Source organism: Pseudomonas knackmussii B13, from assembly GCF_000689415.1.
In the GTDB taxonomy this organism is placed as follows: domain Bacteria; phylum Pseudomonadota; class Gammaproteobacteria; order Pseudomonadales; family Pseudomonadaceae; genus Pseudomonas; species Pseudomonas knackmussii.
The window spans coordinates 3,620,842-3,647,218 of sequence record NZ_HG322950.1 but is presented as its reverse complement, the minus strand read 5'-3'; the positions used below and the strand labels follow the sequence as shown (position 1 = coordinate 3,647,218).

Sequence of the window (26,377 nt, the reverse complement as noted above, 5' to 3'; positions counted from 1 at the left end):
GTCTCTGGCAGCAGGTAATCCGGCGATTCTTGGCTGGGCTGGCGGCGTGCCGGTGGCCGCTGCCCTTGAGGAAAAAGCCTAGCGTATGGGGAAGGACGCCGCGTGGCGTCCGGTCGGGTCAGGCGGGTGCTGCTGCAGTTGCAGGACGCAGCACGACATCGGCGAACCACAGTTTTTTCCAGCGTTCGATGCGCTGTTCGGGTGGCAGTTGCTGCGGCGATGCCGGCGCCTCGGCGGCGAAGCCCGTATCGCTGCCGAGCGCGCGGACGTTCAAGGCGGCGAAGGTGCGGCCGTCCGCTTCGTAGGTCACGGCAACCAGCACGCCGCACTGGCGACAGAAGAGGAACTCGGCATTGCGGCTGCCATGCCGGTAACGCCCGGGCTCCTCGTGCCATTCGATGGCGAGGCTGCCGGCGGCATCGGAGATGTAAGCGGCGCCATGAGCCTGGCAGAACCCGCAATCGCAGGCGCGGGGCTGGTAATCGAGCGGTTCGCGGCTCAGGCCGACATGCACCTGGAGATTTGTGCAGTGGCAGCTGCCGTGCAGGGGGTGGCTCATTTCGTCTCCAGCAGCTGTATGGCGAGGCGTTCGGCGTGCTGGCGCAGTTCCGGCACGGCAGTGCTTTCCCAGTGGCTGGCGCGCAACATGGGGCTGAGCAGGAATAGGTTTGGCTGCGCCTTGCCGGTGGCATCGAGCAGACGGTACTCAGAGTCGGTGTGCAGGCCCAGGCAGTTCGCGTCTTGCACGATCTGGCCGCGCTTCAGTAAGCCTTCGAGCAGTGGCTCGCCGATGTTCCGCAGATCCGTGCTCGGGCCGGTGCAGTTGATCAGGAAGTCGAAGCGTTCGCGTACAGGCCGGCTGTGGCCCCGCGGGCGGAATTCCAGCTGCAGGCCATCATCCCCGGCGTGAGCGGAGAGCAGCCGGCCGGCGCGAACCTGCAGTTGGCCACTATCGCGCAGTTCAGTGATGCGCTGGGCGACCGGTGGCGCCGCACGGTGGCGATGCACGTCCCAATACGGTTGCAGATGGCGGAGGAAGCGTCGGCGCTCGATGTCGCTCAGTTGCTGCCAGATTTGCGGGGTCAGCGGACGCAGGGCTGCAACCAGGTCGCGCCAGTCGTGTCCGTCCTTCGCTGCTTCGCGAATCAGTCGGCGTAGGCTGCTGACGCGTTCGTTGAGGTGCATTGGCTGCCGGAAACTTTCCGGCAGCTCGGGCAACAGCGGATGTTGGGCGTTGTCGCGGTGCGCATGGGGCAGTAGGGCCCGGCGCGACAGGGCTGTGATCTGGCCGCGGTGCCCGTGGTCCTGCAGGGCCAGAGCCATGTCGTACATGGTCAGTCCGGTGCCGAGCAGGAGAACGCGTGCATCGCCCGGAATCTGTTCGAGGGCGCCAGCCTGCCACGGGTCGCGCAGGTAGCGCGGGTCGCCAGCCAGGCTCTGCAGCGCGGCGGGGGTGGACGGAGCGAAGTTGCCGGTGGCAATGATTACCTGGCGGCTGTCCAGGAGCTCTCCGTCATCGAGATGCAAACGCAGGTGATCGCCCTGGTCGACCAGTTCCACTACCTGCTGGCACAGGCTGCTGAAGCGCACGCCGGGTGCTGCTTCGGCGATGGCGTGGCCGAGGCGGTCCTGCAGGTAGTCGCCGTAGAAGCGTCGCGGCAGGAAGTCGCCGGGGCGTGCCTCGGGCAGTTGCCGGCGGGCGAATTCGAGGAAATCCGAGGGGCGTTCCGGGAACAGGCTCATGCGTTCGGCCGGGACGTTGAGGATGTGGCTGGCCGAGCGGGTGCCGTAGGCCAGCCCGCGGGCCAGTCGGCCGGAGCGGTTGATCAGGCTGACGCGCAGCGGTCCCTGGGCGCGGGTCAGCAATTGCACGGCCAGTGCCGTGCCGCAGAAGCCGCTGCCGATGATGGTGATGTGTTCCATGTTGCCCATCCTTCAATCGAGTGGGCGCAGGTTCGCAGAGCGAGGGGCGGTAGGCAACCGCGAGGGGACGGGGGTGAGACAAAGCGCCGCCCCCCGAACGCGGGGCGGCGTGGGGTCTTACTCGAACAGGCCGTGCCAGCAGTCGCTGAGCTCGCCGAGTTCGAAGGACTTGCACCAGCTCTGGCCTTTCAGCCACTGCTGGGCGGTCTCGCGGTCGGCTTCGCTGAGGCTGCCGACGGCGTTCAGGCACAGGTAGCCGGTGAACTCGCCGTCTTCGGTGGCGCCGCCGACGAAGACCCAGCCCTGGGATTCGACGAAGTCGATCCACTGGTCGAGCACGTCATCCAGGTCGCCGCTGTAGTTCACTTCCAGGCTGAAGCCGAATTCCTTGAACTCGCCCAGGCGCAGCTTCTTCTGAAGGCGGCGCTTGCGGGGTTTTTCCATCTGTTCGGGGGTGAGGTATTTCATGTGTTTCTCCTGCTAATGGGGATCAGGCGTCGTAGCCCAGGTTCGGCGACAGCCAGCGCTCGCTGCTGGTCACTTCCTGGCCCTTGCGCGCGCTGTAGCTTTCGATCTGGTCCTTGTCGACCTTGCCGACGGCGAAGTACTGCGCCTGCGGATGGGCGAAGTACCAGCCGCTGACGGCGGCGGCGGGGAACATGGCGTAGTGCTCGGTCAGGGTCACGCCGGAGGTGCCCTTGGGGTCGAGCAGCTTGAACAGGGTGCCTTTCTCGGTGTGGTCCGGGCAGGCCGGGTAGCCGGGGGCCGGGCGGATGCCGACGTACTGCTCCTTGATCCGCGCCTCGTTGTCCAGGTGCTCGTCGCGGGCGTAGCCCCAGTAGTCCTTGCGCACGCGCTCGTGCAGCCATTCGGCACAGGCTTCAGCGAGGCGGTCGGCGAGGGCCTTGACCATGATCGCGTTGTAGTCGTCGCCCTTGGCCTCGTAGGCCTTGGCGACTTCCTCGGCGCCGATGCCGGCGGTCGTGATGAAGCCGCCGACGTAGTCCTTCACACCGCTGTCCTTGGGCGCGACGAAGTCGGCCAGGCAGAAGTTCGGCTTGCCGTCGGTCTTGATGGTTTGCTGGCGCAGGTGGTGCAGGGTGGCCAGCTTGTGACCGTCCGTGCCGTAGACCTCCAGGTCGTCATGCTCGACCTGGTTGGCCGGCCAGAAGCCGAACACGGCCTTGGCGCGAATCAGCTTCTCGTCGATCAGCTTCTTCAGCATCGCCTGGGCGTCGTTGAACAGCGTGGTAGCCGCTTCGCCCACGACTTCGTCGGTGAGGATGCGCGGGTACTTGCCGGCCAGGTCCCAGGAAATGAAGAAGGGAGTCCAGTCGATGTAGTCGACCAGCACGTTGAGGTCGATGTCTTCCAGCACCTTGGTGCCGGTGAAGGAGGGCACCGGCGGCTGGTAGCCGGCCCAGTCGAACTTCGGCTTGGCGGCGATGGCCTGGGCGTAGCTCAGGCGCTCGGTGCGGGCACTGCGGTTGGCGGTGCGCTCGCGGACTTCGGCGTACTCCTCGCGCAGCTTGCGGGCGTACTCGGGCTTCATTTCCTTGGACAGCAGGGTGGTGGCCACGCCCACGGCGCGCGAGGCGTCGGTGACGTAGACAACGGCGTCGTTGCTGTACTGCGGGTCGATCTTCACCGCGGTGTGCGCCTTGGAGGTGGTCGCGCCGCCGATCATCAGCGGCAGGTGGAAGCCCTGGCGCTGCATTTCCTTGGCGACGTGGACCATCTCGTCCAGCGACGGGGTGATCAGGCCGGACAGGCCGATGATGTCGCACTTCTGCTCGCGCGCGGTCTGCAGGATCTTCTCCGCCGGCACCATCACGCCGAGGTCGACGATGTCGTAGCCGTTGCAGCCGAGCACCACGCCGACGATGTTCTTGCCGATGTCGTGCACGTCGCCCTTCACGGTGGCCATGAGGATCTTGCCCTTGGCCTCCGGTTTGTCGCCCTTTTCCGCTTCGATGAACGGGATCAGGTGGGCCACGGCCTGCTTCATCACGCGAGCGGATTTCACCACCTGCGGGAGGAACATCTTGCCGGCGCCGAACAGGTCGCCGACCACGTTCATGCCGCTCATCAGCGGGCCTTCGATGACCTCGATGGGGCGCGCGCACTTCTGCCGGCACTCCTCGGTGTCTTCGACGATGTAGGTGGTGATGCCTTTTACCAGGGCGTGTTCCAGGCGCTTCTCGACGCTATGGCTGCGCCATTCCTCGTCTTCCACTTCTTTGGTCGCGCCGCCGCCCTTGTACTTGTCGGCGATGGCCAGCAGCGCCTCGGTGGCGTCCGGGCTGCGGTTGAGCACCACGTCCTCGACCTTGTCGCGCAGCTCCTGCGGGATCTCGTCGTAGATCTCCAGCTGGCCGGCGTTGACGATGCCCATGGTCAGGCCGTTCTTGATCGCGTAGTAGAGGAACACCGAGTGGATCGCTTCGCGCACCGGGTTGTTGCCGCGGAACGAGAAGGACACGTTGGACACCCCGCCCGAGCTCAGCGCGTAGGGCAGGTTGTCGCGGATGTAGGCGCAGGCGTTGATGAAGTCGACCGCGTAGTTGTTGTGCTCCTCGATGCCGGTGGCCACCGCGAAGATGTTCGGGTCGAAGATGATGTCTTCCGGCGGGAAGCCCACTTCGTTGACCAGGATGTCGTAGGAGCGCTGGCAGATCTCTTCCTTGCGCGCCTGGGTGTCGGCCTGGCCGGCTTCGTCGAAGGCCATCACCACCACGGCGGCGCCGTAGCGCTTGCACAGGCGGGCGTGGTGCTTGAACTGCTCGACGCCTTCCTTCATGGAGATCGAGTTGACGATGCCCTTGCCCTGGATGCACTTCAGGCCCGCCTCGATCACTTCCCACTTGGAGGAGTCGATCATGATCGGCACGCGGGAGATGTCCGGCTCGGACGCGATGAGGTTGAGGAAGGTGACCATGGCCGCCTTCGAGTCCAGCATGCCCTCGTCCATGTTGATGTCGATCACCTGGGCGCCGGCCTCGACCTGCTGCTGGGCCACTTCCAGGGCCTCGGCGTAGTTCTCCTCGCGGATCAGTCGGGCGAACTTGGCGGAACCGGTGATGTTGGTGCGCTCGCCGACGTTCACGAACAGCGAGTTGCGGTCGATGGTGAACGGCTCGAGGCCCGACAGGCGGCAGGCCTTGGGAATCTCGGGAATGGCCCGGGGCGCGTACTTGGCGACGGCCTTGGCGATGGCCTCGATATGCCCGGGCGTGGTGCCGCAGCAGCCGCCGATGATGTTCAGGAAGCCCGACGCGGCAAACTCCTCGACCACTTCGGCCATCTGCGCCGGGGTCTCGTCGTACTCGCCGAAGGCGTTCGGCAGGCCGGCGTTGGGGTGCGCGGAGACGTGGGTGCCGGCCTTGGTCGCCAGCTCTTCCAGGTACGGGCGCAGTTCCTTGGCGCCGAGGGCGCAGTTCAGGCCCACGGAGATCGGGTTGGCGTGGCGCACCGAGTTCCAGAAGGCCTCGGTGGTCTGGCCCGACAGGGTGCGGCCGGAGGCGTCGGTGATGGTGCCGGAGATCATGATCGGCAGTTCGATGCCGAGTTCTTCGAAGACGCCCTGAACAGCGAAGATCGCTGCCTTGGCGTTGAGGGTGTCGAAGATGGTCTCGATCAGGATCAGGTCGGCGCCGCCTTCGATCAGGCCGCGGGTCGCCTCGCTGTAGTTTTCCACCAGTTCGTCGAAGGTGACGTTGCGGAAGCCGGGGTCGTTGACGTCGGGGGAGATCGAGCAAGTGCGGCTGGTCGGGCCGAGCACGCCGGCGACGAAGCGCGGGCGGTCGGGGGTCTCGGCGGTCTTGGCGTCGGCCACTTCACGGGCCAGGCGCGCGCCTTCGACGTTCAGTTCGTAGACCAGCTCCTCCATGTCGTAGTCCGCCTGGGATACGCGGGTGGCGTTGAAGGTGTTGGTCTCGAGGATGTCGGCGCCGGCGTCCAGGTAGGCCTTCTCGATGGACTGGATGACGTCCGGGCGGGTGAGCAGCAGCAGGTCGTTGTTGCCCTTCACGTCGCTCGGCCAGTCGGCGAAGCGGGCGCCGCGGTAGTCCTCTTCCTGCAGCTTGTAGCTCTGGATCATGGTGCCCATGCCGCCGTCGAGGATCAGGATGCGATCCTTCAGAGCTTGCTGTAGGGCTTGCTGGCGAGCGGCACGATCTTTCATGGGAACTACCTGGAAAAGGCTGTGACAAAGGGGCGGTGATAATAGCAAAGCTGCAAGAGATTTGAGCTTGTGGCGGATTTGCATGAGCGCGATTCATGTTGAATCCATCGCTCATTGACCGAAAATCCTCGCCAACCCGCTAGAATCCGCCCATTCACGAGGTTGGGAGACCTACATGTCCTTGCGCGCATCCCTTGCGTTGACCATGGCGTTCATGCTGCTTGCCGGCGGTGCGCGTGCCGCGAACATTTCCTACAGCAAGGACATACAGCCGATCTTCACCGACAAGTGCGTGGCCTGCCATGCCTGCTACGACTCGCCTTGCCAGCTGAACCTCAGCGCCGCCGAAGGCGCCCAGCGCGGCGCCAACAAGCTGCCGGTGTACAACGGCTCGCGCACCAAGGCCCAGGACACCACCCGCTTGTTCCTCGACGCCCATGGCGCCGATGCCTGGCGGCGCAAGGACTTCTGGTCGGTGCTCGACGCGCGCAACGGCCAGGCGGCGCTGATGGCGCGCATGATCGACCTGGGCCACAACCACCCGCTGGTGCCCAACGCGAAGATCCCCGACGGCCTCGACCTGTCGATCAACCGCAGCAACCAGTGCCCGACGCCGGACAGCATCGACGACTTCGTGGCGAAGAATCCGCGCAGTGGCATGCCCTTCGCCGTCAGCGGGCTGAGCGACCAGCAGTACGGCACCCTGAAGAAATGGCTGGCCGAGGGCGCGCCGGTCGACGAGCAGGCCTGGCTGCCGTCCGCCGCTGAGGCGCGCCAGGTCAACGCCTGGGAGACTTTCCTCAACCAGCGGGGCGCGCGCGAGACGCTGGTGTCGCGCTGGCTCTACGAACATCTGTTCCTCGCCCACCTGTACTTCCAGGACAAGGGCGCGCCGGGGCATTTCTTCCAGCTGGTGCGCTCACGCACGCCCAGCGGCGTGCCCATCGACCCGATCCCGACGCGCCGTCCCAACGACGACCCCGGCGTCGAGTTCTACTACCGCCTGTGGCCGATCCAGGGCGTGATCGTGCACAAGACCCACATCACCTATCCGCTGAGCCCGGCCAAGCTGGCGCACACCCGCGAGCTGTTCTTCAGCGGCGACTGGACTACCGACAAGGTGCCCGGCTACGGCCTGCAGCATCGTGCCAACCCCTTCGAGACCTTCGCCGCCATCCCGGCGCGGGCGCGCTACCAGTTTATGCTGGATAACGCCGAGTACTTCGTCCGCACCTTCATCCGCGGGCCGGTATGCCGCGGGCAGATCGCCACCGACGTGATCCGCGACAACTTCTGGACGTTCTTCCAGGACCCGGACCACGACCTCTACATCACCGATCCGGTCTATCGGGCCAAGGCCACGCCGCTGCTGGCGCTGCCCGGGCAGATCGACGACATGAGCCAGATGCTGCAGCAGTGGACCGCCTACCGCGACAAGCGCAACGAGTACGAGGCGCTGCGCCTGGACACCTACGAGGATGCGCCGGCGCCGACCTGGGCGGACATCTGGCGCGGCAACGACAACGCGCTGCTGTCGATCTTCCGCCAGTACGACAGCGCCTCGGTGCGCAAGGGCCTGATCGGCGGCGTGCCGCAGACGATGTGGTGGATGGATTACCCGCTGCTCGAACGCACCTACTACGGGCTGGTGGTCAACTTCGACGTCTTCGGCAACGTCTCGCACCAGGCGCAGACGCGGCTGTACTTCGACCTGATCCGCAACGGCGCCGAGCAGAACTTCCTGCGCCTGATGCCGGTGGCGGAGCGGCCCAAGCTGCTCGACGACTGGTACCAGAGCAGCGGCAAGCTGAAGATGTGGCTGGATTACCAGAACGTCGAGAACGACGCGCCCAGCGATCTAGGTTTGCCCGAACACGGCGCCAAGGGCGCTTTCGCCAGCCAGCTGCTGAGCCGCTTCGCCAGCCTCAATGCGCGTCCCGACCCGATCAACCTGTGCCAGAGCGGGGCCTGCTACCGGCCGCAGGTGTCGCGCCCGCTGCAAGATGCCGAGCAGGCATTCAGCCGCCTTTCCGGCCGGCCGGCGGCGGGGCTCAAGGTGATCGATTTCCTGCCTGAGGCGACCATGCTGCGCGTCGAGATGGCTGATGGTAAGCGCGAGATCTATACGGTCCTGCGCAACCGCGCGCACAGCAACGTTGCCTTCATGCTCGGAGAGTCGCTGCGCTACCAGCCGGGCCTGGATACCCTGACGATCTACCCGGGCGTGCTCTCCAGCTATCCGAACTTCATGTTCTCGCTCAAGGCAGAAGAGGCGGGCGACTTCGTCAGCGCGCTGGAGCAGGCGAAGGACCAGGCGGGCTTCGAGCAGGTCGTCGAGCACTGGGGCATCCGCCGCAGCAACCCGCAGTTCTGGACCTACTTCCACGACCTCGACGCCTACCTGCGCGAATTCGAGCCGGTGGAGGCGGGCATCCTCGATATGAACCGCTACGAGAACCTCTGATCCCCGCCCCTCCTGCGGGAGCAGCAGTCTTTTGGGCTCCCGCGTTCGCGGGAGTGACGGGATCAAGATTCGCTTTCCGCTGCGTCGTCCCCGCGAACGCGGGGATCCAGAAACCGGGAGCGCCCGTGTCCGGACGCCAACTGCGAATTATTCCTACCAAATTAGTAGGGCTTTCTCCGTCAGGGCCGAATGACGTACACTGGCGGCACGTTTGCGAGGAGTTGCCATGAGCGCCATCACCATTACCGAAGCTGCCCAGGGTTACCTGGCCGAACTGCTGGCCAAGCAGGACACCCCCGGGATCGGCATTCGCATCTTCATCACTCAGCCCGGTACCCAGTACGCCGAAACCTGCATCGCCTACTGCAAGCCGGGCGAGCAGAAGCCGGAAGACACCCCGGTCGGCCTGAAGGATTTCACCGCCTACATCGACGCCATCAGCGAACCCTTCCTGGAAGACGCCGTGGTCGACTACGCGACCGACCGCATGGGCGGCCAGCTGACCATCAAGGCGCCGAACGCCAAGGTGCCGATGGTCAACGAAGACAGCCCGATCACCGAGCGCATCAACTACTACCTGCAGACCGAGATCAACCCCGGTCTGGCCAGCCACGGCGGCCAGGTGAGCCTGGTGGACGTGGTCGAGGACAACATTGCCGTGCTGCGTTTCGGCGGCGGTTGCCAGGGCTGCGGCGCGGTCGAGATGACCCTCAAGGACGGCGTCGAGAAGACCCTGAAAGAGCGCATCCCGGAGCTGAACGGTGTACGTGACGTCACCGACCACAGCAACCGCGAGAACGCCTACTACTGATAGGTGTACGCGACGCATGAAAAAGGCGGCCCTGGGGCCGCCTTTTTCGTTTCCGTGTCGCTCAGCCCTTGGCCGCGCTGACCCCTTCTAGGGTGGCGAAGGAGGTGTCCTTGGCGGTGAGCAGGAAGTCGCGCATGAAGGGCGCGTCCAGCATGTCTGCGCGGATGGCTGCGTACAGCGTGCAGTACAGGCCCTTCTCGCCGAGGCGCTTGGCGGTCACGTAACCGCGCGAGCTGTACTCGTGCAAGGCCCAGTTCGGCAGGCAGCAGACGCCACGGCCGGAAGCCACCAGCTGCATCATCATCACGGTCAGCTCGGCGGTGCGCACCTGCGCCGGCTCGACATCGGCCGGTTCGAGGAAACGGGTGAAGACGTCCAGGCGATCGCGCTCCACCGGGTAGGTGATCAGCGTCTGGCTGGCCAGGTCATCCGGCACGATGAACGGCTTTGCCGCCAGTGCGTGGTGATTGTCCACGGCCAGCAGCGCCTCGTAGGTGAACAGCGGTACGTAGGTGATGCCGGCGATCTCCACCGGGTCCGAGGTCACCACCAGGTCGAGGTCGCCGCGCGCCAGCGCCGGCAGCGGGGCGAAGGAGAAGCCCGAGGCCAGGTCCAGCTCCACCTCCGGCCAGGCGTCGCGGAACTGGTCGATGGTCGGCATCAGCCACTGGAAGCAGCTGTGGCACTCGATGGCCATGTGCAGACGTCCGGCGGTGCCCCCGGCCAGGCGAGCCAGGTCGCGCTCGGCCGCGCGCAGCTGCGGCAGTACCGAATCGGCCAGCTGCAGCAGGCGCAGGCCGGCGCTGGTGAAGCGCACAGGCTTGGTCTTGCGGATGAACAGCGACAGCCCGAGGCGGTCCTCCAGTTCCTTGAACTGGTGGGAGAGGGCGGACTGGGTCAGGTGCAGGCGCTCGGCCGCTTCCACCAGGCTGTCGGCTTCCCGCAGGGCGTGCAGGGTTTTCAGATGACGAAGTTCGAGCATGGCGCTGCACCCAACATGAGGAAAACTTGATTTCAACGCGAATGGATTGAGTTTGTCTCATGGGGTGGCGGCTGTCGACAATGCGCGGCATCAATTCGCACTTCTGGAGATTTCCGCCATGGCACTGGCCCATTCCCTCGGCTTCCCCCGCTTCGGCTACGACCGCGAGCAGCTCGCCGCGCGCTGGCAATTGCAGCGGGATGCCGGTATCGACCTGCTGCCGGTGGCCGACTTCGCCGGCGGCGACCAGGTGCTCGCGCATTCCCTGGGTTTTGGGGTGGTTGCCGAATCCCGATCGGGAGAGGTTGCGCCGAGCGTCGACTTGGGCCGCTGGTTCGATGGCGTGCATCACTACGCCATTCCGCAATTCGACGCCGACCAGCACTTCCGGCTCGATTGGGAGGCGCTGTTCGAGGAGGTCGAGGCAGCTCGCGCACTCGGTCACCAGGTCAAGCCGGTACTACTCGGCCCGATCAGCTACCTCTGGCTCGGGCAGAGCAAGGACGCCGGATTTGACCGGCTCGATCTGCTGGAGCGCCTGCTGCCGGTGTACGGCGAGATCTTCCAGCGCCTGGCCGGGCAGGGCGTGGAGTGGGTGCAGATCGACGAACCCGTCCTGGCGTTGGAATTGCCGCAGGCATGGAAAAACGCCTTCGAGCGCGCCTACAACCTGCTGCAGCGCGACCCTCTGAAGAAGCTGGTTGCGGCCTGTTTTGGCGGCCTGCAAGACAACCTGGGCGTCGCCGTGGGGCTGCCGGTGGACGGACTGCATGTCGACCTCGTTGGCGCTCCCGATCAGTACCCGGCCGTGCTCGACCGCCTGCCGGCGTACAAGGTGCTGTCCCTCGGTCTGGTCGACGCCCGCAATGAAGGCGCGGGTGACTTGCGCCAGGCGTTCGAGGTGCTGCAACACGCACACGACCGGCTGGGCGAGCGTCTCTGGGTGGCGCCGTCCTCGTCGCTATCGGGCGCTTCGCTGCTGCCCTCGAGGGATGATTATGTGGATACGGAGCTGAGCTTCGGCGTTCGCAAGTGCCGCGACGTGGGCATCCTCACCCGCGCCCTGAGTAATCCCGATGCGTTGGCCAGCCTGGCGGCCTGCGCCGCGTAAGCGTGAATAAGGGGCTGGCTGCGGGCTCGGTATAGCGCCCGCAGCTGACCGAAGGTCACGACCGCTCAGCGCCTTTCATCAAAGTGTCACTGTTGTGTGGCAGAGCGCCGTACGAAATTTCATCAGAATCCGCCTTCACTGGGATTCTGCATTTCGGATTTTCACATGCGTGCGTTTCTGCTGGCGCTGGCACTTCTATGCTCAGCGCCCCTCTCTGCTTTTGCCAGCGATCGTTGCGATCCACGGGTTCCGACCGAGACTGTGGACCTGGGCGACGTGCGCCTGGCCTACCAGAGCATCGGTTCGCCCAAGGACCCGACACTGCTGCTGATCATGGGCCTGGGCGGGCAGCTCATCCATTGGCCGGACGAGGTGGTGCAGGCGCTCTGCCAGCAGGGGTTCCGCGTGGTCCGCTACGACAACCGCGACGTCGGCCTCAGCGCCTGGCGGGTGCCGACGCCCAGCGCCAATCTCACCTATGAAGTGATCCGCTACCGCCTCGGCCTGCCGGTCAGCGCGCCCTACAGCCTTACTGACATGGCGTGGGACGCGCTGCGTCTGCTCGATGCCCTGCACGTCGAGCGCGCTCATGTACTGGGCGCCAGCATGGGCGGGATGATCGCGCAGCATGTCGCCGACCTCGCCCCGCAACGGGTGACCAGCCTGACCCTGGTGATGACCAGCTCCGGCGCCGAAGGCCTGCCGGCGCCCAGTGACAGCCTGCTCAAACTGCTCGCCCGGCGTGAAGCGAGCAGCCGCGAACAGGCCCTGGAGCAGCAGGCCGACCTGCTTGCCGCGCTCGGCAGCCCGGAGGTGAAGGACGACCGCCAGCAGCTGCTGCATCAGGCGGCGGTGTCCTACGACCGCGCCTTCAACCCCGAAGGCGTGCAGCGCCAGATGCTGGCGATCCTCGCCGAACCCAGCCGGGTCGATCTGCTCAACCGCCTGGACGTGCCGACCCTGGTGATCCACGGCACCGCCGATCCGCTGCTGCCGGTCATGCACGGCGTACACGTGGCGGCGCATGTCCGCGGCTCCGAGCTGAAGCTGATCCCCGGCATGGCGCATCGCTTCCAGGAAGCCTTCAAGGAGCCGCTGCTGTCGGCGGTGTTGCCCTACCTGCGGGCGCACCAGGCGAGCGGCCACGTCGCTCAGCTCTGACCGCGCCGGGCGAGTCGATCGCCGCACGCATCCCCTTCTTCTGAGCCTGTCCGGCGCCTTGCGGCGTTGCGGACCGGGCTTGTCCGGATATCTGTAGGCCTGGCGGCAGTTGCTGCGCGCTCTTGCAGCGCGGAAAAGTTGCAGGCAGACTGTTAACCATTGGATTTGCGTTATCTGATAGTTAACAATCGGGCCGTAACTTCCACCACAGCGGCCCTCGGTTCCAGAAGTCGATCGATCTCTCACAAGAACAACAAAGGGGGCCGGCCTGCCCCTCAGCGAGGAGTTGATTCATGAACGATTTCCAGCGTCTGCCCGCCGATTTCTGCAGCAACCCCGAAGAGGCGTACACCATTCCGGCGCAGTTCTACACGAGCGCGGCGGTATTCGAGCACGAGAAGGAAGCCATCTTCGCCCGCAGCTGGATCTGCGTGGCGCACCGCAGCGAAGTGGCGGAGAACAACGCCTACATCACCCGCGAGGTGATCGGCGAAAGCATCATCGTCGTGCGCGGCCGCGACGGCGTGCTGCGTGCCTTCTACAACGTCTGTCCGCACCGCGGCCACCAGTTGCTCGAAGGCAGCGGCAAGGCCAGGAACGTCATTGCCTGCCCCTACCATGCCTGGACCTTCAAGCTCGACGGCGAGCTGAGCCACGCGCGCAACTGCGACGCGGTGCAGGGCTTCGACAAAGGCGACTTCGGCCTGGTGTCGCTGCGCGTCGAGGAGTACGCCGGCTTCATCTTCATCAACATGGACGCCGAAGCGGGCAGCGTCGAAGAGCAGTTGCCGGGCCTGGAAGCGCGCATGCGCCAGGCCTGCGCGGTGATCGACGACCTGCACCTGGCGGCACGCTTCGTCACCCGCACGCCGGCCAACTGGAAGTCCATTGTCGACAACTACCTGGAGTGCTACCACTGCGCGCCGGCGCACCCGAGCTTCGCCGACTCGGTGGATGTCAGCCAGTACGGACACACCCTGCATGGCAACTGGACCTTGCAGCATGGCGTGGCGAAGTCCTCCGAGCAGTCGTTCAAGCTCGCCGAGTCGGTCGCCGACCCTGCCTACTCGGGCTTCTGGGCCTGGCCTTGCAGCATGTTCAACGCACCGCCGGGCGGCGACTTCATGACCGTGATCTACGAGTTCCCGGTCGATGCGGAAACCACCCTGCAGCACTACGACATCTACTTCCTGAACAAGGACATCACCCCCGAGCAGCAGGCGCTGATCGACTGGTACCGCGACGTCTTCCGCCCGGAAGACCTGCGCCTGGTGGAAAGCGTGCAGAAGGGCCTGAAGTCGCGCGGCTATCGCGGCCAGGGGCGGATCATGGTGGACAAGCAGCGCAGCGGGATCAGCGAGCATGGCATCGCGCACTTCCACAACCTGATCGCTGTGGCTCACCTGGACGCCTGAAAGCGGCCTTTCTGACTTTCAACGAGCGGTGCCCTGCGGTCGAGGTGAAAGATGAGCAATCCCTACGAGATGTTCGAGGTCCGGGTCAGCGCGATAGAACAGGCGTCTCCCCTGATCAAGCGCTTCACCCTGGTGCGCGAGGACGGCCAGCCGCTGCCGGCGTTCAGCGGCGGCAGCCACGTGATCGTGCAGGGCGACAGCTTCAGCAACGCCTACTCGCTGATGAGCGACCCGCGCAATCTCAGTCACTACCAGATCGGTGTGCGCCTGGAGGAGCCGTCCAAGGGCGGCTCGGCCTTCATGCACCAGCAAGTGGAAGTCGGCACCCGGCTGACCATTTCAACGCCGAACAACCTGTTCGCCCTGGACCCGAGCGCGGCGCGCCACGTGCTGATCGCCGGCGGCATCGGCATAACCCCGTTCCTGGCGCAGTTGCACGACCTGGAAGGCGGCGACACGCCCTACGAGCTGCACTACGCCTTCCGCAGCCCGGAACACGGCGCTTTCCTGGGCGACCTGGAAGCCGGTCCGCACGCCAGGTACGTGCGTTTCTACATCGACAGCCTGGATCGCAGGCTCGACCTCAAGGTGCTGTTCGCCGGCCTGGAAGAGGGCGCGCACCTCTACGTGTGCGGTCCCAAGCCGCTGATCGATGGGGTGATCGATGGCGCCAAGGCTGCCGGCATTGCCGATGAGCGCGTGCACTGGGAACAGTTCGCCGCCGCCCCGGCCGAAGGCGCCGCCTTCACCGTGGTGCTGGCGCGTTCCGGTCGCGAGCTGCGGGTGGAGGAGGGCATGACCATCCTCCAGGCCATCGAGAACGTGAAGGCGGCCAAGGTGGAGTGCCTGTGCCGCGAGGGCGTTTGCGGCACCTGTGAGACGGCCATCCTCGAAGGCGAGGCGGAGCACTTCGACCAGTACCTGTCCGACGCTGAGAAAGCATCCCAGCAGAGCCTGATGCTCTGCGTGTCGCGCTCGCGCACGGCGCGGCTGGTGATCGATCTCTAAGGTTTGGCTCTTTGTAGGGGCGAGCCTGCTCGCGAACAGCTCCGCAGCGAGTCCGTTCGCGAGCAAGCTCGCTCCTACCGGTTCCCTGTCATCCGCTAGTTTACAGCTGTGTATACTGCCGGCTCGGCATCTCCAGGACAGGACAGCGCATGACCGAAACCAGCTTCGCCTTCCGCCTCAAGGAACTTCTCGAACACCACAAGCTGACCCTGCAGGCGGTCGGTACCGCGCTGGGTATTTCGCGCACCGCGGTGCACAAGTGGACGCGCGGGGGCGAGATCGACTACGACAACCTGCGCAAGCTGGCGGCCTTCCTCAAGGTCAACTGGATCTGGCTGCGCTACGGCGAGGAAGCCCTGCGCGACCTGCAGGGTGCCGCACCGGTCGAGCTGCCGATGACCGACGTGCGCCGCCGCTACACCGCCGAGATCATGGAAAGCGAAGCGCGCATGAAGCTGGCCCAGGAGGGCGCGCGCATCGTCACCTGGGAATGGAACCTGATCAGCGACGAACTCACCTACTCGCCGAACGTCGAGGAGGTCTATGGCTGGCCGGTCAGGCGCAACCAGGATTTCTGGGAGCACCTGCCGCCCGAGGACGTGACCGCCATGCGCGCCATGTACGACCAGGCCATCGCCAGCGGCAGCGGCTGCGAATACGACTTCCGCATCTACCGGCCCGACGGCGAGATGCGCTGGATCGCTTCGCGCGCCAGTGTGGTGAAGGACAGCGCCGGGCGGCCGGTGAAGATGGTCGGCATCAGCATGGACAACACTGCGCGGATGGCCGCCGAGGAAGAGCTGCGCAACAGCGAGGAGCGCTTCCGCGCGATCTTCGAGCTGACCTGGGGCGCGCTGGCCTACATCGGCCTGGACGGCACCTGGCAGCGGGTCAACGGCAGCCTCTGCGAGCTGCTCGGTTACAGCGCCGACGAGCTCTACGGCATGACCTTCCAGCAGCTCACCCATCCCGACGACTTGGAGCGCAACCTGCTACTGCTGCGCAGCATGCTGGCCGGCGAGATCGAGCGTTACGTGGTCGAGAAGCGTTGCCGGCGCAAGGACGGCAGCTATGTCTGGCTGCGCGCGCGCACTTCGCTGCAGCGGCGGCGCCAGGACGGCCTGCCGGAGCACCTGATCAGCGTCTTCGAAGACATCGGCCCGGTGCGCGCCGAGCGCGAGCGCCTGCAGGCGCGCATTGCCGAACTCGAGGCCCAGCTGGCCGCCCGCGCCTGAGTCAGTGCAGGCGCACCCAGATGCCGACCAGCACGCTCGCCGCCACCAGCCAGGCCAGTGCGGCCAGCGCCAGCGAGAGCTCCAGGCGCAGGCGGTCGACCAGCAGGTAGAGCGCGGCCAGGTAGACGAAGTAGGGGATGATCGACCACATGCCGAAGGCGATGGTGGTCTTCAGGTCGTCCAGCGAACGGCTCTTGCCGACGATGTAGTGGGCGATCAGGGCGAAGGTGGGGAACAACGGCACCAGGCCGGCGATGTAGTAATTACGCGTCTTCGACAGCGCGGCGAGGATCAGCACCACGCCGGCGCCGAGGGTCGCCTTGAGTATCAGGTCCACGGGAATCTCTAAGGGTGCGCCGCTGCCGGGCGCTGGCGGCGCGCATTATCCACGCGCCCGCCTGCGCATCAAGCCACCTGTGGGCGTGCCTTGTGCGGATGCTCGCGCTTCAGGTACTCGCCCAGGCGCTGTTGCTCGCCGGCGTCGAGGAACAGCCCCAGCTTGCTGCGCCGCCAGAGGATGTCGTCGGCTTCCTCGGCCCATTCCTCGTGGCACAGATAGTCGACTTCACGAGCATAGAGGCCGTTGCCCAAGTGTTCGCCGAGATCGCTTTCGCATTCCACTCCGTCGAGTAGCCGCCAGCTGCGCATGCCGTAGCTGCGCGCCCAGCGCAGTGCCAGGCCGGCCGGCAGCCAAGGGTGGTCGCGCTCGATTTCATTGGCCAGGCGCTCGGGCGTGCCCATCTGCTCGCCGCCCGGCAGTGGGGCGTGGGCAGTCCAGGCTGGGCCCATGCGTGGGAAGCTTGGCGCGAGTTCCGCCAGCGCCGCTTCGGCGAGCTTGCGGTAGGTGGTCAGCTTGCCGCCGAACACCGAAAGTAGCGGCGCCTCGCCCGGCGCGCCTTGCAGCGAAAGCGTGTAGTCGCGGGTGACGGCGGAGGGATCGTCCGATTCGTCATCGCACAGCGGGCGCACGCCGGAATAACTCCAGAGAATGTCCTCGCGGTGCAGCTGGCGCTTGAAGTGTTCGTTGACCACTTCCAGCAGGTAGCGCGTCTCTTCCTCGGTGATGCGGACTTTCGCCGGATCGCCCAGGTATTCGCGGTCGGTGGTGCCGATCAGGGTGAAGCGCTGCAGGTAGGGGATGACGAAGACGATGCGCCGGTCCTCGTTCTGCAGGATGTAGGCCTGGTCGCCTTCGTACAGGCGCGGCACCACCAGGTGGCTGCCCTGGATCAGGCGGATGCCGTAGGGCGGGCGCTGGTGCAGCTCGTCGCGCAGGAAGCTGGCGACCCAGGGTCCGGCGGCATTCACCAGGGCGCGGGCGCGGATCGACAGCAGGCTGCCGTCGCTGCGCTCCAGGTGCAGGTGCCAGAGGCCCTTGCTACGCCGTGCGCTGACGCAGCGGGTGCGCGGGTGCACGTGGGCGCCGCGCTCGCGGGCGGCCATGGCGTTGAGCACCACCAGGCGGGCGTCGTCGACTGCGCAGTCGGCATATTCGAAGCCGCGGCGGATGCCGCTTTGCAGCGGGCTCTCGGGGCCGAAGCGCAGTCCGCGCGAGGCGCCCAGCTTCTCGCGCTTGCCCAGGTGGTCGTAGAGGAACAGCCCGGCGCGAATCATCCAGGCCGGGCGCAGGTGCGGCCGGTGCGGCAACACGAAGCGCAGCGGGTGGACGATGTGCGGGGCCTTGGCCAGCAGCACTTCGCGCTCGGCGAGGGCTTCGCGCACCAGGCGGAATTCGTAGTGCTCCAGGTAGCGCAGGCCACCGTGGACCAGCTTGCTGCTGGCGGAGGAGGTGTGGCTCGCCAAGTCGTGCTGTTCGCAGAGGAAGACGAACAGGCCGCGGCCGGCGGCATCCGCCGCGATGCCGGCGCCGTTGATGCCGCCGCCGATCACCGCCAGATCGTAGACCTCAGCCAGGGGAGCGGAGCGCTTGTGGGAGTGGCTCATGACGACTTCTCCTGACTGAAAATGAACATGAATGCGTTCGAATTCGAAAATATAGTAGGCGAGTGAACGAATTGTGACCAGCAGGAGCGGCTGAGAAATCGTGGAAAATGTCGCGTTTTCGAAAATGAACTTTCGGGGTCAGGCGAGTTCCAGCTGGACCTTGTGCTGGGCGAGCAGGCGCGCGACTGCAGCCGGAGGCGCGTGGTCGGTGATGAGGCGGTCGACCAGGTCGATCGGCCCCAGGCGCACCAGGGCGTTACGCCCGAACTTGCTGGAGTCGGCGGCGAGCAGCACCTGGCGGGCGTTCTCGATGATGGCGCGGGAGACGCGCACTTCCTGGTAGTCGAAGTCGAGCAGGCTGCCGTCTTCGTCGATTCCGCTGATGCCGACCACGGCGAAGTCGACTCGGAATTGCTGGATGAAATCCACCGCTGCCTGGCCTACCACGCCGCCGTCGCTGCGCACGGTGCCGCCGGCGACCAGCACTTCGAAGTCCGGCTTGGCGCTCAGGGTCGCCGCCACGTGCAGGTTGTTGGTGATGATCTTCAGGTTGCGGTGGCCGAGCAGGGCGCGGGCGATGGCTTCGGTGGTGGTGCCGATGTTGATGAACAGCGAGGCGTTGTCGGGGATGTGCGCGACCACCGCTTCGGCGATGCGCTGCTTCTCGTCGCGCATCTGGTCGGCACGGGTGTTGTAGGCGGTGTTCTCGATGCTCGAGTCCCAGGCGGCGCCGCCGTGGTAGCGGCGCAGCAGGCTTTGCTCGGCGAGCTGGTTGATGTCGCGGCGGATGGTCTGCGGGGTGACGGCGAACTGCTGGGCCAGTTCCTCGATGCTCAGGTAGCCGCGTTCGCGAACCAGGTCGAGGATGCTTTGCTGTCGGGGTGGCAGGTTCATCTGCGCTCTCATGCGTCCGGGCCGAAGGCCCAAGGATGCCGCAGCGCGCTGCGGCTGTCATTTCGGAGGGGTCGAACCCCGCGGCACGGTGTCCCCCTGTAGGAGCGGCCCATGGCCGCGAATCGCGCGCATGGCGCGCTCCTACGGGGGTGTGGGATTTCGCGGATGAGATCCGCTCCTACAGGTCTTCCGCCGCCCAGCCGCGCGTGCGCTCCACGGCCTTCTTCCAGCCGGCGTAGAGCTTCGCGCGGGCGGCTTCGTCGAGTTGCGGCTGGAACACCCGTTCGATCACCGCCTTGCTCTTCAGCTCATCCAGCGATTTCCAGAAGCCGGTAGCCAGGCCCGCCAGCAGGGCCGCGCCGAGAGCGGTGCTTTCGCGCATCTGCGGGCGCTCCACCGGCGTGCCGAGGATGTCCGCCTGGAACTGCATGAGGAAGTTGTTGGCCACCGCGCCGCCATCCACGCGCAGCGCGCGCAGGGCTTCGCCGGCGTCCTGCTGCATGGCGTCGAGCACGTCGCGGGTTTGGTAGGCGATGGATTCCAGGGTGGCGCGGATCACGTGGGCGGCGCCGACCCCGCGGGTCAGGCCGAAGAGCGCGCCGCGCGCGTACGGGTCCCAGTAGGGCGCGCCGAGGCCGGTGAAGGCCGGGACCAGGTAGACGCCGTTGCTGTCCTTGACCTTGGTCGCGAAGTACTCGGAGTCGTGGGCGTCGTCGATCACCTTCAGCTCGTCGCGCAGCCACTGCACGGTGGACCCACCGTTGAACACCGCGCCTTCCAGCGCGTATTGCGGCTCGCCACGCGGCCCGCAGGCGATGGTGGTGAGCAGGCCGTGGGTGGATTTCACCGCCTTCTCGCCGGTGTGCATGAGGAGGAAGCAACCGGTGCCATAGGTGTTCTTTGCCTGGCCCGGCCCCACGCAGAGCTGGCCGAACAGAGCGGCCTGCTGGTCGCCGGCGATCCCGGCGATGGGGGTGCGGTGCACGCCGAGGCCGCCGACGCGCGCCTGGCCGTAGACCTCGGAGGAGGTCTTCACCTGCGGCAACATGGCCCGCGGGATGTCCAGCGCGGCGAGCAGCTTGTCGTCCCAGTCGCGCTTGTGGATGTCGAACAGCAGGGTGCGCGAGGCATTGGTGTAGTCGGTGACATGCACCTCGCCTTCGGTGAGTTTCCACAGCAGCCAGGTGTCGACGGTGCCGAACAGCAGCTCGCCGTTGCGGGCGCGCTCGCGGGCGCCGTCGACGTTGTCGAGGATCCACTTCAGCTTGGTGCCGGAGAAGTAGGGGTCGAGCACCAGTCCGGTGGTGTCGCGGATGTAGTCCTCCAGGCCGTCGCGGCGCAGTTGCTCGCAGATCGCCGCGCTGCGCCGGCATTGCCAGACGATGGCGTTGTGGATCGGCCGGCCCGTGGCCTTGTCCCACACGACCGTGGTTTCGCGCTGGTTGGTGATGCCGATGGCGGCGACTTCGCCGAAGCCGATGCCGGCCTGGGCCAGGGCCTCGACCAGGGTCGAGCTCTGGGTCGCCCAGATTTCCATGGGGTCGTGCTCGACCCAGCCGGCCTGCGGATAGATCTGCGCGAATTCGCGCTGGGCCATGCTGGCGATGTTGGCGTCGTGGTCGAAGATGATGGCGCGGGAGCTGGTGGTGCCCTGGTCGAGGGCGACTATGTATTTCTTGTTCTGGCTGTCGGTCATGACGTTGGCCTTGTGCTGCATCCGGCAGAGCCCGGGACAGTGGCGACCATAGGCGATTCCGCGGGCCGGGTGAAGGGCCGATGGCGCAGGTGCGGGTGGCGGATTCGGCCGTCGCCGCTTGCTATGCTTGGCCATCGCCCCGCATGACCGACGGAACGCCATGACTCCCGCTATCGACCTGCTGAAGAAAGCCCGCGCCGAACACCGCGTCCTGAGCTACGAACACGATCCGAAGGCGCCGTCCTATGGCCTGGAGGCTGCGGAGAAACTCGGCCTGGAGCCGGCCCGCGTATTCAAGACGCTGCTCGCCGCCACCGAAAAGGGCGAGCTGCTGGTGGCCGTGGTGCCGGTGGCCGGCACCCTCGACCTGAAGGCCCTGGCGCACGCCGCCGGCGCGAAGAAAGCCGACATGGCCGACCCCAACGCCGCACAGCGCGCCACCGGCTACCTGGTCGGCGGCATCAGCCCGTTGGGGCAGAAGAAACGCCTGCGCACCTTCATCGACGAGTCCGCACGCAGCTATCCGACCATCCACGTCAGCGCCGGACGCCGTGGGCTGGAAGTGGAACTCAGCGCCGAGACCCTGGCCAGCCTCACAGCGGGCAGTTTCGCCGCCATCGGTCGCGGCTGAACGGTCCACTGTTACGCTGCGAAAGCCACATACTGTACGGCGATACGTCGCACGCGAACCGGCATCCTCTGCCGGCGAATTCAAGGAGAACGCCATGCAGCTCGACTTCCACCAGGTGGATGCCTTCACCAACCGACCTTTCAGCGGCAACCCGGCTATCGTCTATCGCCTCGACGCCTGGCTCGCCGACGAGTTGATGCAGAAGATCGCCGCCGAGCACAACCTGGCGGAAACCGCCTTCGTCGTGAATGAGCTGGACGGCTGGCGCATCCGCTGGTTCACGCCGACGGTGGAAGTGCCGCTCTGCGGTCATGCCACGCTCGCTGCGGCCCACGTGCTCTTCGAGATTTACGGCGAACCGGGCGAGCGCCTGGAGTTCGCCTCGCAATCCGGCCCGCTACGGGTCTTCCGCGAGGACCCGCACCTGGCCCTGGACTTCCCGGCGCAGCCGCCGAGCGAGGTCGGCAGCACCGTCGAGCTGGAGCAGGCCCTGGGTGTGCCGCTGGTGGACGTGCTGGGCAACAACAGTCACCTGGTAGTGCTGCTGGAGTCCGAACTGGCGGTGCGCCAATGCAAGCCGGATTTCGCCGCCCTGGCGCGCTTGCCGTACCTGGGAGTGATAGTCACCGCGCGCGGCGACGACTATGACTTCGTCTCGCGCTTCTTCGCCCCGGCCATTGGCATCGAGGAAGACCCGGTCACCGGCGCCGCGCATTGCGGCCTGATTCCCTACTGGTCGCAGCGCTTGAACAAGTTGCAGTTGCGCGCCTACCAGTGCTCGGCGCGCGGCGGCGAACTCTGGTGCCGCCTGCAGGGCGACCGCGTGAGCATCGCCGGCCACGCGCGGCTGATCGCTGCCGGACGCCTGTTCGTCTGAGTCGAAACGGGCGCCTGCTCAGGCGCCCGTCGAATCCTGCGGAAATTCGATCACGAAGCGCGTCCAGCCATCCGCGCATTCGGCGCGGATGCTACCGCCATGGGCTTGCACGATGGAGCGACAGATCGCCAGGCCAAGCCCGGCGTGTACGCCATGTCCGTCGCGGTCTGCCGGATCGCGGTGATGGAAGCGGTCGAACAGCAGCGGCAGTTGTTCGGCGGGAATCGCCGGGCCCTGGTTCTCTACGCTGATCCGGCCGGGTTGCAGGCGTACGCGAATGGCGCCTCCGGCGGCGGTGAAGCGCAAGGCGTTGTCCAGCAGATTGGCTAGCACACGGCGCAGCATGCCGCGATCGGCTAGCAGCAGTGCCTCGCCCTGGCGCTGCAATTCGATGCCATTTTCTTCGGCCAGCGGCGCGTAGAACTCCAGCAGCGCATCTACCTCGCCTTCCAGCGCCAGGCTTTCGCGGCGCGGCGCCAGCAGGCCGTGATCGGCCTTGGCCAGCAAGAGCATGTCGTTGACCATCGCCGTCAGCCGCTGCAGCTCCTCCAGGTTGCCGTGCAACGCCTCGCGATATTCGTCCGCGTCGCGTGAGCGCGAGAGCACCACCTGGGTTTGCGTCAGCAGGGCGGTGAGCGGCGTGCGCAGTTCATGGGCGATGTCCGCGGAGAAGGCCGACAGGCGCTGGAAGGCTTCTTCCAGGCGAGCGAGCATGGCGTTCAAATCGTCGGCCAGGCCGCTGAGCTCTTTCGGCAGGCGCGCGGCGTCGAGGCGAGTGGTCAGCGACTGCGCCGAGACTTGCGCCGCCACCTCGCCCATGCGTCGCAGCGGACGCAGGCTGGCGCGGGTGGCCCAGGCGCCGAGCAGGGCGGTGGCCAGGGCGGAGAGGCTCATGGTCAGCCAGATCAGTTGCTGCATGTGCTGGAGGAAATGCTGGTGATGGGTGATGTCCAGCACCAGGGTGAGCTGGCGCCCGTCGGGATCGGCTGGGTCCAGCGGGGCATTCATTTCGCGGTAGGCGAGCTCGTCGTCCATCCCCGGCATGTCGCCCCCGGCACCGCTCATGCGTGGCGGCTCGTCGAGCCAGCGTTGGCCGTCGGCGCCGCTCAGGCGGATGCCCAGGTCCGGGTGGCGGGTCAGTTCGAGCTCGAGGCCGGCCCGGTGCGTGGCCAGGTCGGCAGGCGAGCGGACGTCGGCGAGCAGTTCGCGGAAGGCTGGCAGGCGGCTGCCCATGGTTTCGCGGTCGAGTTCGATGAAGTGCGCCTCGCTGGCGCGGCTGAAGAGGGCGCCGGCGAGCAGCGAGATGGCCGCGGTGGCGGCAGCGAACAGCAGGCTGAGGCGGACCCCTAGGGAAAGGCGCGAACCCAGGCTCATGCCGGCCGCTCTTCGAGCACGTAGCCCATGCCGCGCACGGTGTGGATCAGGCGCTGCGGGAAGTCGTCGTCGACCTTGGCGCGCAGGCGGCGGATCGCCACCTCGATGACGTTGGTGTCACTGTCGAAGTTCATGTCCCACACCTGCGAGGCGATCAGCGACTTGGGCAGCACTTCGCCGTGGCGGCGCAACAGCAGTTCGAGCAGGGCGAACTCCTTGGCGGTCAGCTCGATGCGCTTGCCGGCGCGTTGTACGCGGCGGCGCAGCAGGTCCAGTTCGAGATCGGCCAACTGCAGCGTTGTGTCCTGCACCGGTTGGCCGCCCCGGCGCAGCAGGGTGCGCACGCGGGCGAGCAGTTCGACGAAGGCGAAGGGCTTGACCAGGTAGTCGTCGGCGCCTTGTTCCAGGCCGCGCACGCGGTCTTCCACGGCGTCGCGGGCGGTGAGGAACAGCACCGGCACACCCTGGCCGGCCTGGCGCACGCTGGCGAGGATCTGCCAGCCGTCGCGGCCGGGGAGCATGACGTCGAGGATCAGCAGGTCATAGCCGCCGGAAAGCGCCAGATGCTCGCCCTCGGCGCCATCGGTGCTGAGGTCGACGGCATAGCCGGCTTCGCTCAGGCCCTGGCGCAGGTACTGGCCGATGCGAGGTTCGTCTTCGACGATCAAGAGTTTCAACGCGAGTGCTCCTGGCGGCTGCTGTATGGGCACATTGTATCCAGGCAGGCCGTCGGCACCGCCAAGCTGACAGAACTGTAATCCTCCCGACAGCCAGCGGGCAGCTGGCACTGGGCAGGATGGCGACAGATCAATCCAACGAGGTTCACCCGATGTCCTTGAATTCCCTGTTCCGAGCTGCACTGCTTAGCCTGGCTGCGAGCCTGGCCGTACCGGCGCTGGCCGATGCCGGCCGCGGCTACGACTTCGGCAAGCCGGCCAAGGCCGAACAGGCCACGCGCACCGTCGAGATCACGCTCGGCGACATGTACTTCGAGCCCAAGTCCGTACAGGTCAAGGCTGGCGAGACAGTGCGCTTCGTCATTCACAACAACGGCAAGCTGCTGCATGAGTTCAACCTAGGCAGCGCGGCTATGCATGCCGAGCACCAGAAGGAAATGCAGCACATGCAGGAGATGGGCATGCTCAGCCCCACCGGCATGCAGCACGACATGAGTCAGATGGGCCAGATGGCCGGCATGGACCATTCGCAAATGAACATGAAGCATGACGACCCCAACAGCGTGCTGATCGAACCGGGCAAGAGCGCCGAGCTGACCTGGACCTTCAGCAAGGCGACCGGCCTCGAGTTCGCCTGCAACATTCCTGGCCACTATCAGGCGGGTATGGTCGGCAAGCTGAACGTGGACTCCTGAGGCCGCACCGCGAGGGCGTCTCGTCCTCTGCCTGCTGAAAGCGCCGGAGCATTTGTATACACTTGCCGCGCCCGCCACTCCGGGGCGGGCGCCGATCCGACTCCGCAGGTTTCCGTCATGCAGCATCCCGCCGAACATTCGCCGCTTGGCAAGTCCAGCGAATACGTCTCCACTTATTCGCCGGAGCTGCTGTTCCCCATCAGTCGCGCCACCAAGTGGGCCGAGCTGGGCCTGGATGGCAGCAACCTGCCGTACCAGGGCGTGGACATCTGGAACTGCTACGAGCTGTCCTGGCTGACCCCGGGTGGCAAGCCGGTGGTCGCCATCGGTGAGTTCGCCATTCCTGCGGCCTCGCCGAACATCATCGAATCGAAGTCGTTCAAGCTTTACCTGAACTCGCTGAACCAGAGCCCGTTCGACAGCCGTGAAGCCGTGAAGGCGGTGCTGGTCCGCGATCTCTCGGCAGCTGCCGGTGCGCCGGTGGCGGTGCGTCTGCGCAGCCTTGACGAAGTGGCCGAGGAGGGCGTCGCCCGCCTGCCGGGGCGTTGCGTCGACGAGCTGGACGTGACCGTGGAGAGCTACGATCACCCGCGCCCGGAACTGCTGCGTTGCAACGATGCACAGCGGGTCGACGAGGTGCTCTACAGCCACCTGCTGAAATCCAACTGCCCGGTTACCGGCCAGCCGGACTGGGGCACCCTGGTGGTCGACTACAGTGGCCCGGCGCTGGACCCTGCCAGCCTGCTGGCCTACGTGGTGTCCTTCCGCCAGCACCAGGACTTCCACGAGCAGTGCGTCGAGCGCATCTATCTCGATCTGCAGCGCCTGCTGCAGCCGAGCCGCCTCACCGTCTACGCGCGCTACGTGCGCCGCGGCGGGCTGGACATCAACCCCTATCGCAGCAGCGAAGCCGTGGTTGCGGATAACCGCCGCCTGGTGCGCCAGTAACTGGCAAAGACGAAAAAACCCGGCCAAGGCCGGGTTTTTTGTTTCTGCGCGGGGCTCAGATGCCCATGTTCGCCAGGCTCTGCACCACGGAACGGAGCGTGGCGGCCAGGGTCGGGTGACTGACTTCGAAGCGTTCCACCGCCAGGTTGATGCCATCCATCAGGCTCTCGTCGGAGAGCGCGTCCTCATTGGCCAGCTGCAATTCGATGTCCCGGATCAGCGTCTCCAACTCGCCGCGCTGCTCTTCGCTCAGCGGCGGCTCATGCTCCAGCTGCTCGCGCAGCTTCTGCAGTTCTTCACGCAGTTGACGTGTCGGCATGGCGGTTTCCTTCAGCAGTGGGCTACCCA

At 66.2% G+C, this 26,377-nt stretch carries 22 protein-coding genes and 1 pseudogene; 11 read left to right on the top strand and 12 right to left on the bottom strand.

Annotated elements, in window-relative coordinates; all coding sequences use genetic code 11:
• Positions 1 to 118: 118 nt before the first annotated feature.
• The 4 genes from PKB_RS17055 to metH form a co-directional block, all read right to left on the bottom strand.
• Positions 119 to 559, bottom strand: coding sequence for a GFA family protein (locus tag PKB_RS17055; protein WP_043253306.1), 441 nt, complete (start codon positions 557 to 559; stop codon positions 119 to 121).
• Positions 556 to 1,923, bottom strand: a complete 1,368-nt coding sequence (locus PKB_RS17050; protein WP_043253305.1) for an FAD/NAD(P)-binding protein — start codon at positions 1,921 to 1,923, stop codon at positions 556 to 558. Before PKB_RS17050 ends, PKB_RS17055 begins: the two co-directional genes overlap by 4 nt.
• A 117-nt stretch (positions 1,924 to 2,040) precedes the next feature.
• Positions 2,041 to 2,391, bottom strand: coding sequence for a YggL 50S ribosome-binding family protein (locus PKB_RS17045; protein WP_043253304.1), 351 nt, complete (start codon positions 2,389 to 2,391; stop codon positions 2,041 to 2,043).
• A gap of 22 nt (positions 2,392 to 2,413) precedes the next feature.
• Complete coding sequence (gene metH, locus PKB_RS17040) at positions 2,414 to 6,106, bottom strand: methionine synthase (protein WP_043253303.1); 3,693 nt, start codon at positions 6,104 to 6,106, stop codon at positions 2,414 to 2,416.
• A gap of 205 nt (positions 6,107 to 6,311) precedes the next feature.
• On the opposite strand from metH, the gene PKB_RS17035 reads away from it, so the two are divergent.
• Both PKB_RS17035 and nfuA read left to right on the top strand, forming a co-directional pair.
• On the top strand, positions 6,312 to 8,570 hold the full coding sequence (locus PKB_RS17035) for a fatty acid cis/trans isomerase (RefSeq protein ID WP_052355452.1): 2,259 nt from the start codon (positions 6,312 to 6,314) through the stop codon (positions 8,568 to 8,570).
• A gap of 226 nt (positions 8,571 to 8,796) precedes the next feature.
• The gene (gene nfuA, locus PKB_RS17030) at positions 8,797 to 9,381 is read left to right on the top strand and encodes a Fe-S biogenesis protein NfuA (RefSeq protein WP_043253301.1); all 585 of its coding nucleotides are present in this window, start codon (positions 8,797 to 8,799) and stop codon (positions 9,379 to 9,381) included.
• 61 nt (positions 9,382 to 9,442) lie between these two features.
• On the opposite strand, the gene metR is transcribed toward nfuA, so the two are convergent.
• A complete protein-coding gene (metR, locus tag PKB_RS17025; RefSeq protein ID WP_043253300.1) occupies positions 9,443 to 10,363 on the bottom strand; it encodes a transcriptional regulator MetR in 921 nt (306 codons plus the stop codon).
• Between the two features lie 118 nt (positions 10,364 to 10,481).
• On the opposite strand from metR, the pseudogene PKB_RS17020 reads away from it, so the two are divergent.
• From PKB_RS17020 to PKB_RS17000, 5 genes and pseudogenes are all read left to right on the top strand, one after another.
• Positions 10,482 to 11,462 (top strand): annotated as a pseudogene (locus PKB_RS17020) (5-methyltetrahydropteroyltriglutamate--homocysteine S-methyltransferase); the annotation flags it as partial.
• Between the two features lie 177 nt (positions 11,463 to 11,639).
• Positions 11,640 to 12,635 carry an alpha/beta fold hydrolase gene (locus PKB_RS17015; RefSeq protein WP_043253299.1) on the top strand — a complete coding sequence of 332 codons (996 nt, stop codon included), beginning with the start codon at positions 11,640 to 11,642 and terminating at the stop codon, positions 12,633 to 12,635.
• A 293-nt stretch (positions 12,636 to 12,928) separates the two neighbouring features.
• Entirely contained in the window at positions 12,929 to 14,050 is a 1,122-nt protein-coding gene (locus PKB_RS17010; protein ID WP_043253298.1) for an aromatic ring-hydroxylating oxygenase subunit alpha, read from the top strand.
• Positions 14,051 to 14,101: 51 nt separating this feature from the next.
• Positions 14,102 to 15,058, top strand: a complete 957-nt coding sequence (locus tag PKB_RS17005; RefSeq protein WP_043253297.1) for a PDR/VanB family oxidoreductase — start codon at positions 14,102 to 14,104, stop codon at positions 15,056 to 15,058.
• Between the two features lie 149 nt (positions 15,059 to 15,207).
• Positions 15,208 to 16,293, top strand: a complete 1,086-nt coding sequence (locus PKB_RS17000; protein WP_043253296.1) for a PAS domain-containing protein — start codon at positions 15,208 to 15,210, stop codon at positions 16,291 to 16,293.
• Position 16,294: 1 nt separating this feature from the next.
• Here PKB_RS17000 and PKB_RS16995 read toward each other — a convergent pair whose 3' ends face one another.
• The 4 genes from PKB_RS16995 to glpK all read right to left on the bottom strand — a co-directional run bounded on the left by PKB_RS16995 (position 16,295) and on the right by glpK (position 20,827).
• Positions 16,295 to 16,621, bottom strand: a complete 327-nt coding sequence (locus PKB_RS16995) for a GlpM family protein (RefSeq protein WP_156958135.1) — start codon at positions 16,619 to 16,621, stop codon at positions 16,295 to 16,297.
• 77 nt (positions 16,622 to 16,698) lie between these two features.
• Positions 16,699 to 18,237, bottom strand: a complete 1,539-nt coding sequence (gene glpD, locus PKB_RS16990; RefSeq protein ID WP_043253294.1) for a glycerol-3-phosphate dehydrogenase — start codon at positions 18,235 to 18,237, stop codon at positions 16,699 to 16,701.
• 138 nt (positions 18,238 to 18,375) lie between these two features.
• On the bottom strand, positions 18,376 to 19,131 hold the full coding sequence (locus PKB_RS16985; protein ID WP_043253293.1) for a DeoR/GlpR family transcriptional regulator: 756 nt from the start codon (positions 19,129 to 19,131) through the stop codon (positions 18,376 to 18,378).
• Positions 19,132 to 19,309: 178 nt separating this feature from the next.
• Complete coding sequence (gene glpK / locus PKB_RS16980; RefSeq protein ID WP_043257454.1) at positions 19,310 to 20,827, bottom strand: glycerol kinase GlpK; 1,518 nt, start codon at positions 20,825 to 20,827, stop codon at positions 19,310 to 19,312.
• Between the two features lie 160 nt (positions 20,828 to 20,987).
• Between glpK and ybaK the strand changes: the two genes are divergently transcribed.
• Together ybaK and PKB_RS16970 are read left to right on the top strand one after the other, a co-directional pair.
• On the top strand, positions 20,988 to 21,458 hold the full coding sequence (ybaK, locus tag PKB_RS16975) for a Cys-tRNA(Pro) deacylase (RefSeq protein ID WP_043253292.1): 471 nt from the start codon (positions 20,988 to 20,990) through the stop codon (positions 21,456 to 21,458).
• A gap of 94 nt (positions 21,459 to 21,552) precedes the next feature.
• Complete coding sequence (locus tag PKB_RS16970; protein WP_043253291.1) at positions 21,553 to 22,335, top strand: PhzF family phenazine biosynthesis protein; 783 nt, start codon at positions 21,553 to 21,555, stop codon at positions 22,333 to 22,335.
• Positions 22,336 to 22,353: 18 nt separating this feature from the next.
• Here the strand turns inward: PKB_RS16970 and PKB_RS16965 are convergent, their stop codons facing one another.
• Positions 22,354 to 23,709, bottom strand: coding sequence for a heavy metal sensor histidine kinase (locus PKB_RS16965; protein ID WP_043253290.1), 1,356 nt, complete (start codon positions 23,707 to 23,709; stop codon positions 22,354 to 22,356).
• Positions 23,706 to 24,386 (bottom strand): heavy metal response regulator transcription factor, encoded by a 681-nt coding sequence (locus tag PKB_RS16960; protein WP_043253289.1) that lies wholly within the window; start codon positions 24,384 to 24,386, stop codon positions 23,706 to 23,708. Before PKB_RS16960 ends, PKB_RS16965 begins: the two co-directional genes overlap by 4 nt.
• 152 nt (positions 24,387 to 24,538) lie before the next feature.
• On the opposite strand from PKB_RS16960, the gene copI reads away from it, so the two are divergent.
• Both copI and queF read left to right on the top strand, forming a co-directional pair.
• Positions 24,539 to 25,081 (top strand): copper-resistant cuproprotein CopI, encoded by a 543-nt coding sequence (gene copI, locus PKB_RS16955; protein WP_043253288.1) that lies wholly within the window; start codon positions 24,539 to 24,541, stop codon positions 25,079 to 25,081.
• 117 nt (positions 25,082 to 25,198) lie between these two features.
• Positions 25,199 to 26,029, top strand: coding sequence for an NADPH-dependent 7-cyano-7-deazaguanine reductase QueF (gene queF / locus PKB_RS16950; protein WP_043253287.1), 831 nt, complete (start codon positions 25,199 to 25,201; stop codon positions 26,027 to 26,029).
• A gap of 55 nt (positions 26,030 to 26,084) precedes the next feature.
• Here the strand turns inward: queF and PKB_RS16945 are convergent, their stop codons facing one another.
• Positions 26,085 to 26,348 (bottom strand): DUF4404 family protein, encoded by a 264-nt coding sequence (locus PKB_RS16945; protein ID WP_043253286.1) that lies wholly within the window; start codon positions 26,346 to 26,348, stop codon positions 26,085 to 26,087.
• Positions 26,349 to 26,377: the final 29 nt, after the last annotated feature.

Excerpts from the sequence above, each read along its gene's own strand:
- nfuA (WP_043253301.1), top strand. The coding sequence starts at position 8,797 with ATGAGCGCCATCACCATTACCGAAGCTGCCCAGGGTTACCTGGCCGAA.
- PKB_RS17000 (WP_043253296.1), top strand. The coding sequence starts at position 15,208 with ATGACCGAAACCAGCTTCGCCTTCCGCCTCAAGGAACTTCTCGAACAC.
- metR (WP_043253300.1), bottom strand. The coding sequence starts at position 10,363 with ATGCTCGAACTTCGTCATCTGAAAACCCTGCACGCCCTGCGGGAAGCC.
- PKB_RS17050 (WP_043253305.1), bottom strand. The coding sequence starts at position 1,923 with ATGGAACACATCACCATCATCGGCAGCGGCTTCTGCGGCACGGCACTG.
- glpK (WP_043257454.1), bottom strand. The coding sequence starts at position 20,827 with ATGACCGACAGCCAGAACAAGAAATACATAGTCGCCCTCGACCAGGGC.
- metH (WP_043253303.1), bottom strand. The coding sequence starts at position 6,106 with ATGAAAGATCGTGCCGCTCGCCAGCAAGCCCTACAGCAAGCTCTGAAG.
- PKB_RS16985 (WP_043253293.1), bottom strand. The coding sequence starts at position 19,131 with ATGAACCTGCCACCCCGACAGCAAAGCATCCTCGACCTGGTTCGCGAA.
- PKB_RS17055 (WP_043253306.1), bottom strand. The coding sequence starts at position 559 with ATGAGCCACCCCCTGCACGGCAGCTGCCACTGCACAAATCTCCAGGTG.
- copI (WP_043253288.1), top strand. The coding sequence starts at position 24,539 with ATGTCCTTGAATTCCCTGTTCCGAGCTGCACTGCTTAGCCTGGCTGCG.
- PKB_RS17045 (WP_043253304.1), bottom strand. The coding sequence starts at position 2,391 with ATGAAATACCTCACCCCCGAACAGATGGAAAAACCCCGCAAGCGCCGC.
- PKB_RS17035 (WP_052355452.1), top strand. The coding sequence starts at position 6,312 with ATGGCGTTCATGCTGCTTGCCGGCGGTGCGCGTGCCGCGAACATTTCC.
- ybaK (WP_043253292.1), top strand. The coding sequence starts at position 20,988 with ATGACTCCCGCTATCGACCTGCTGAAGAAAGCCCGCGCCGAACACCGC.
- PKB_RS17005 (WP_043253297.1), top strand. The coding sequence starts at position 14,102 with ATGAGCAATCCCTACGAGATGTTCGAGGTCCGGGTCAGCGCGATAGAA.
- glpD (WP_043253294.1), bottom strand. The coding sequence starts at position 18,237 with ATGAGCCACTCCCACAAGCGCTCCGCTCCCCTGGCTGAGGTCTACGAT.
- PKB_RS16945 (WP_043253286.1), bottom strand. The coding sequence starts at position 26,348 with ATGCCGACACGTCAACTGCGTGAAGAACTGCAGAAGCTGCGCGAGCAG.
- queF (WP_043253287.1), top strand. The coding sequence starts at position 25,199 with ATGCAGCATCCCGCCGAACATTCGCCGCTTGGCAAGTCCAGCGAATAC.
- PKB_RS17010 (WP_043253298.1), top strand. The coding sequence starts at position 12,929 with ATGAACGATTTCCAGCGTCTGCCCGCCGATTTCTGCAGCAACCCCGAA.
- PKB_RS17015 (WP_043253299.1), top strand. The coding sequence starts at position 11,640 with ATGCGTGCGTTTCTGCTGGCGCTGGCACTTCTATGCTCAGCGCCCCTC.
- PKB_RS16965 (WP_043253290.1), bottom strand. The coding sequence starts at position 23,709 with ATGAGCCTGGGTTCGCGCCTTTCCCTAGGGGTCCGCCTCAGCCTGCTG.
- PKB_RS16970 (WP_043253291.1), top strand. The coding sequence starts at position 21,553 with ATGCAGCTCGACTTCCACCAGGTGGATGCCTTCACCAACCGACCTTTC.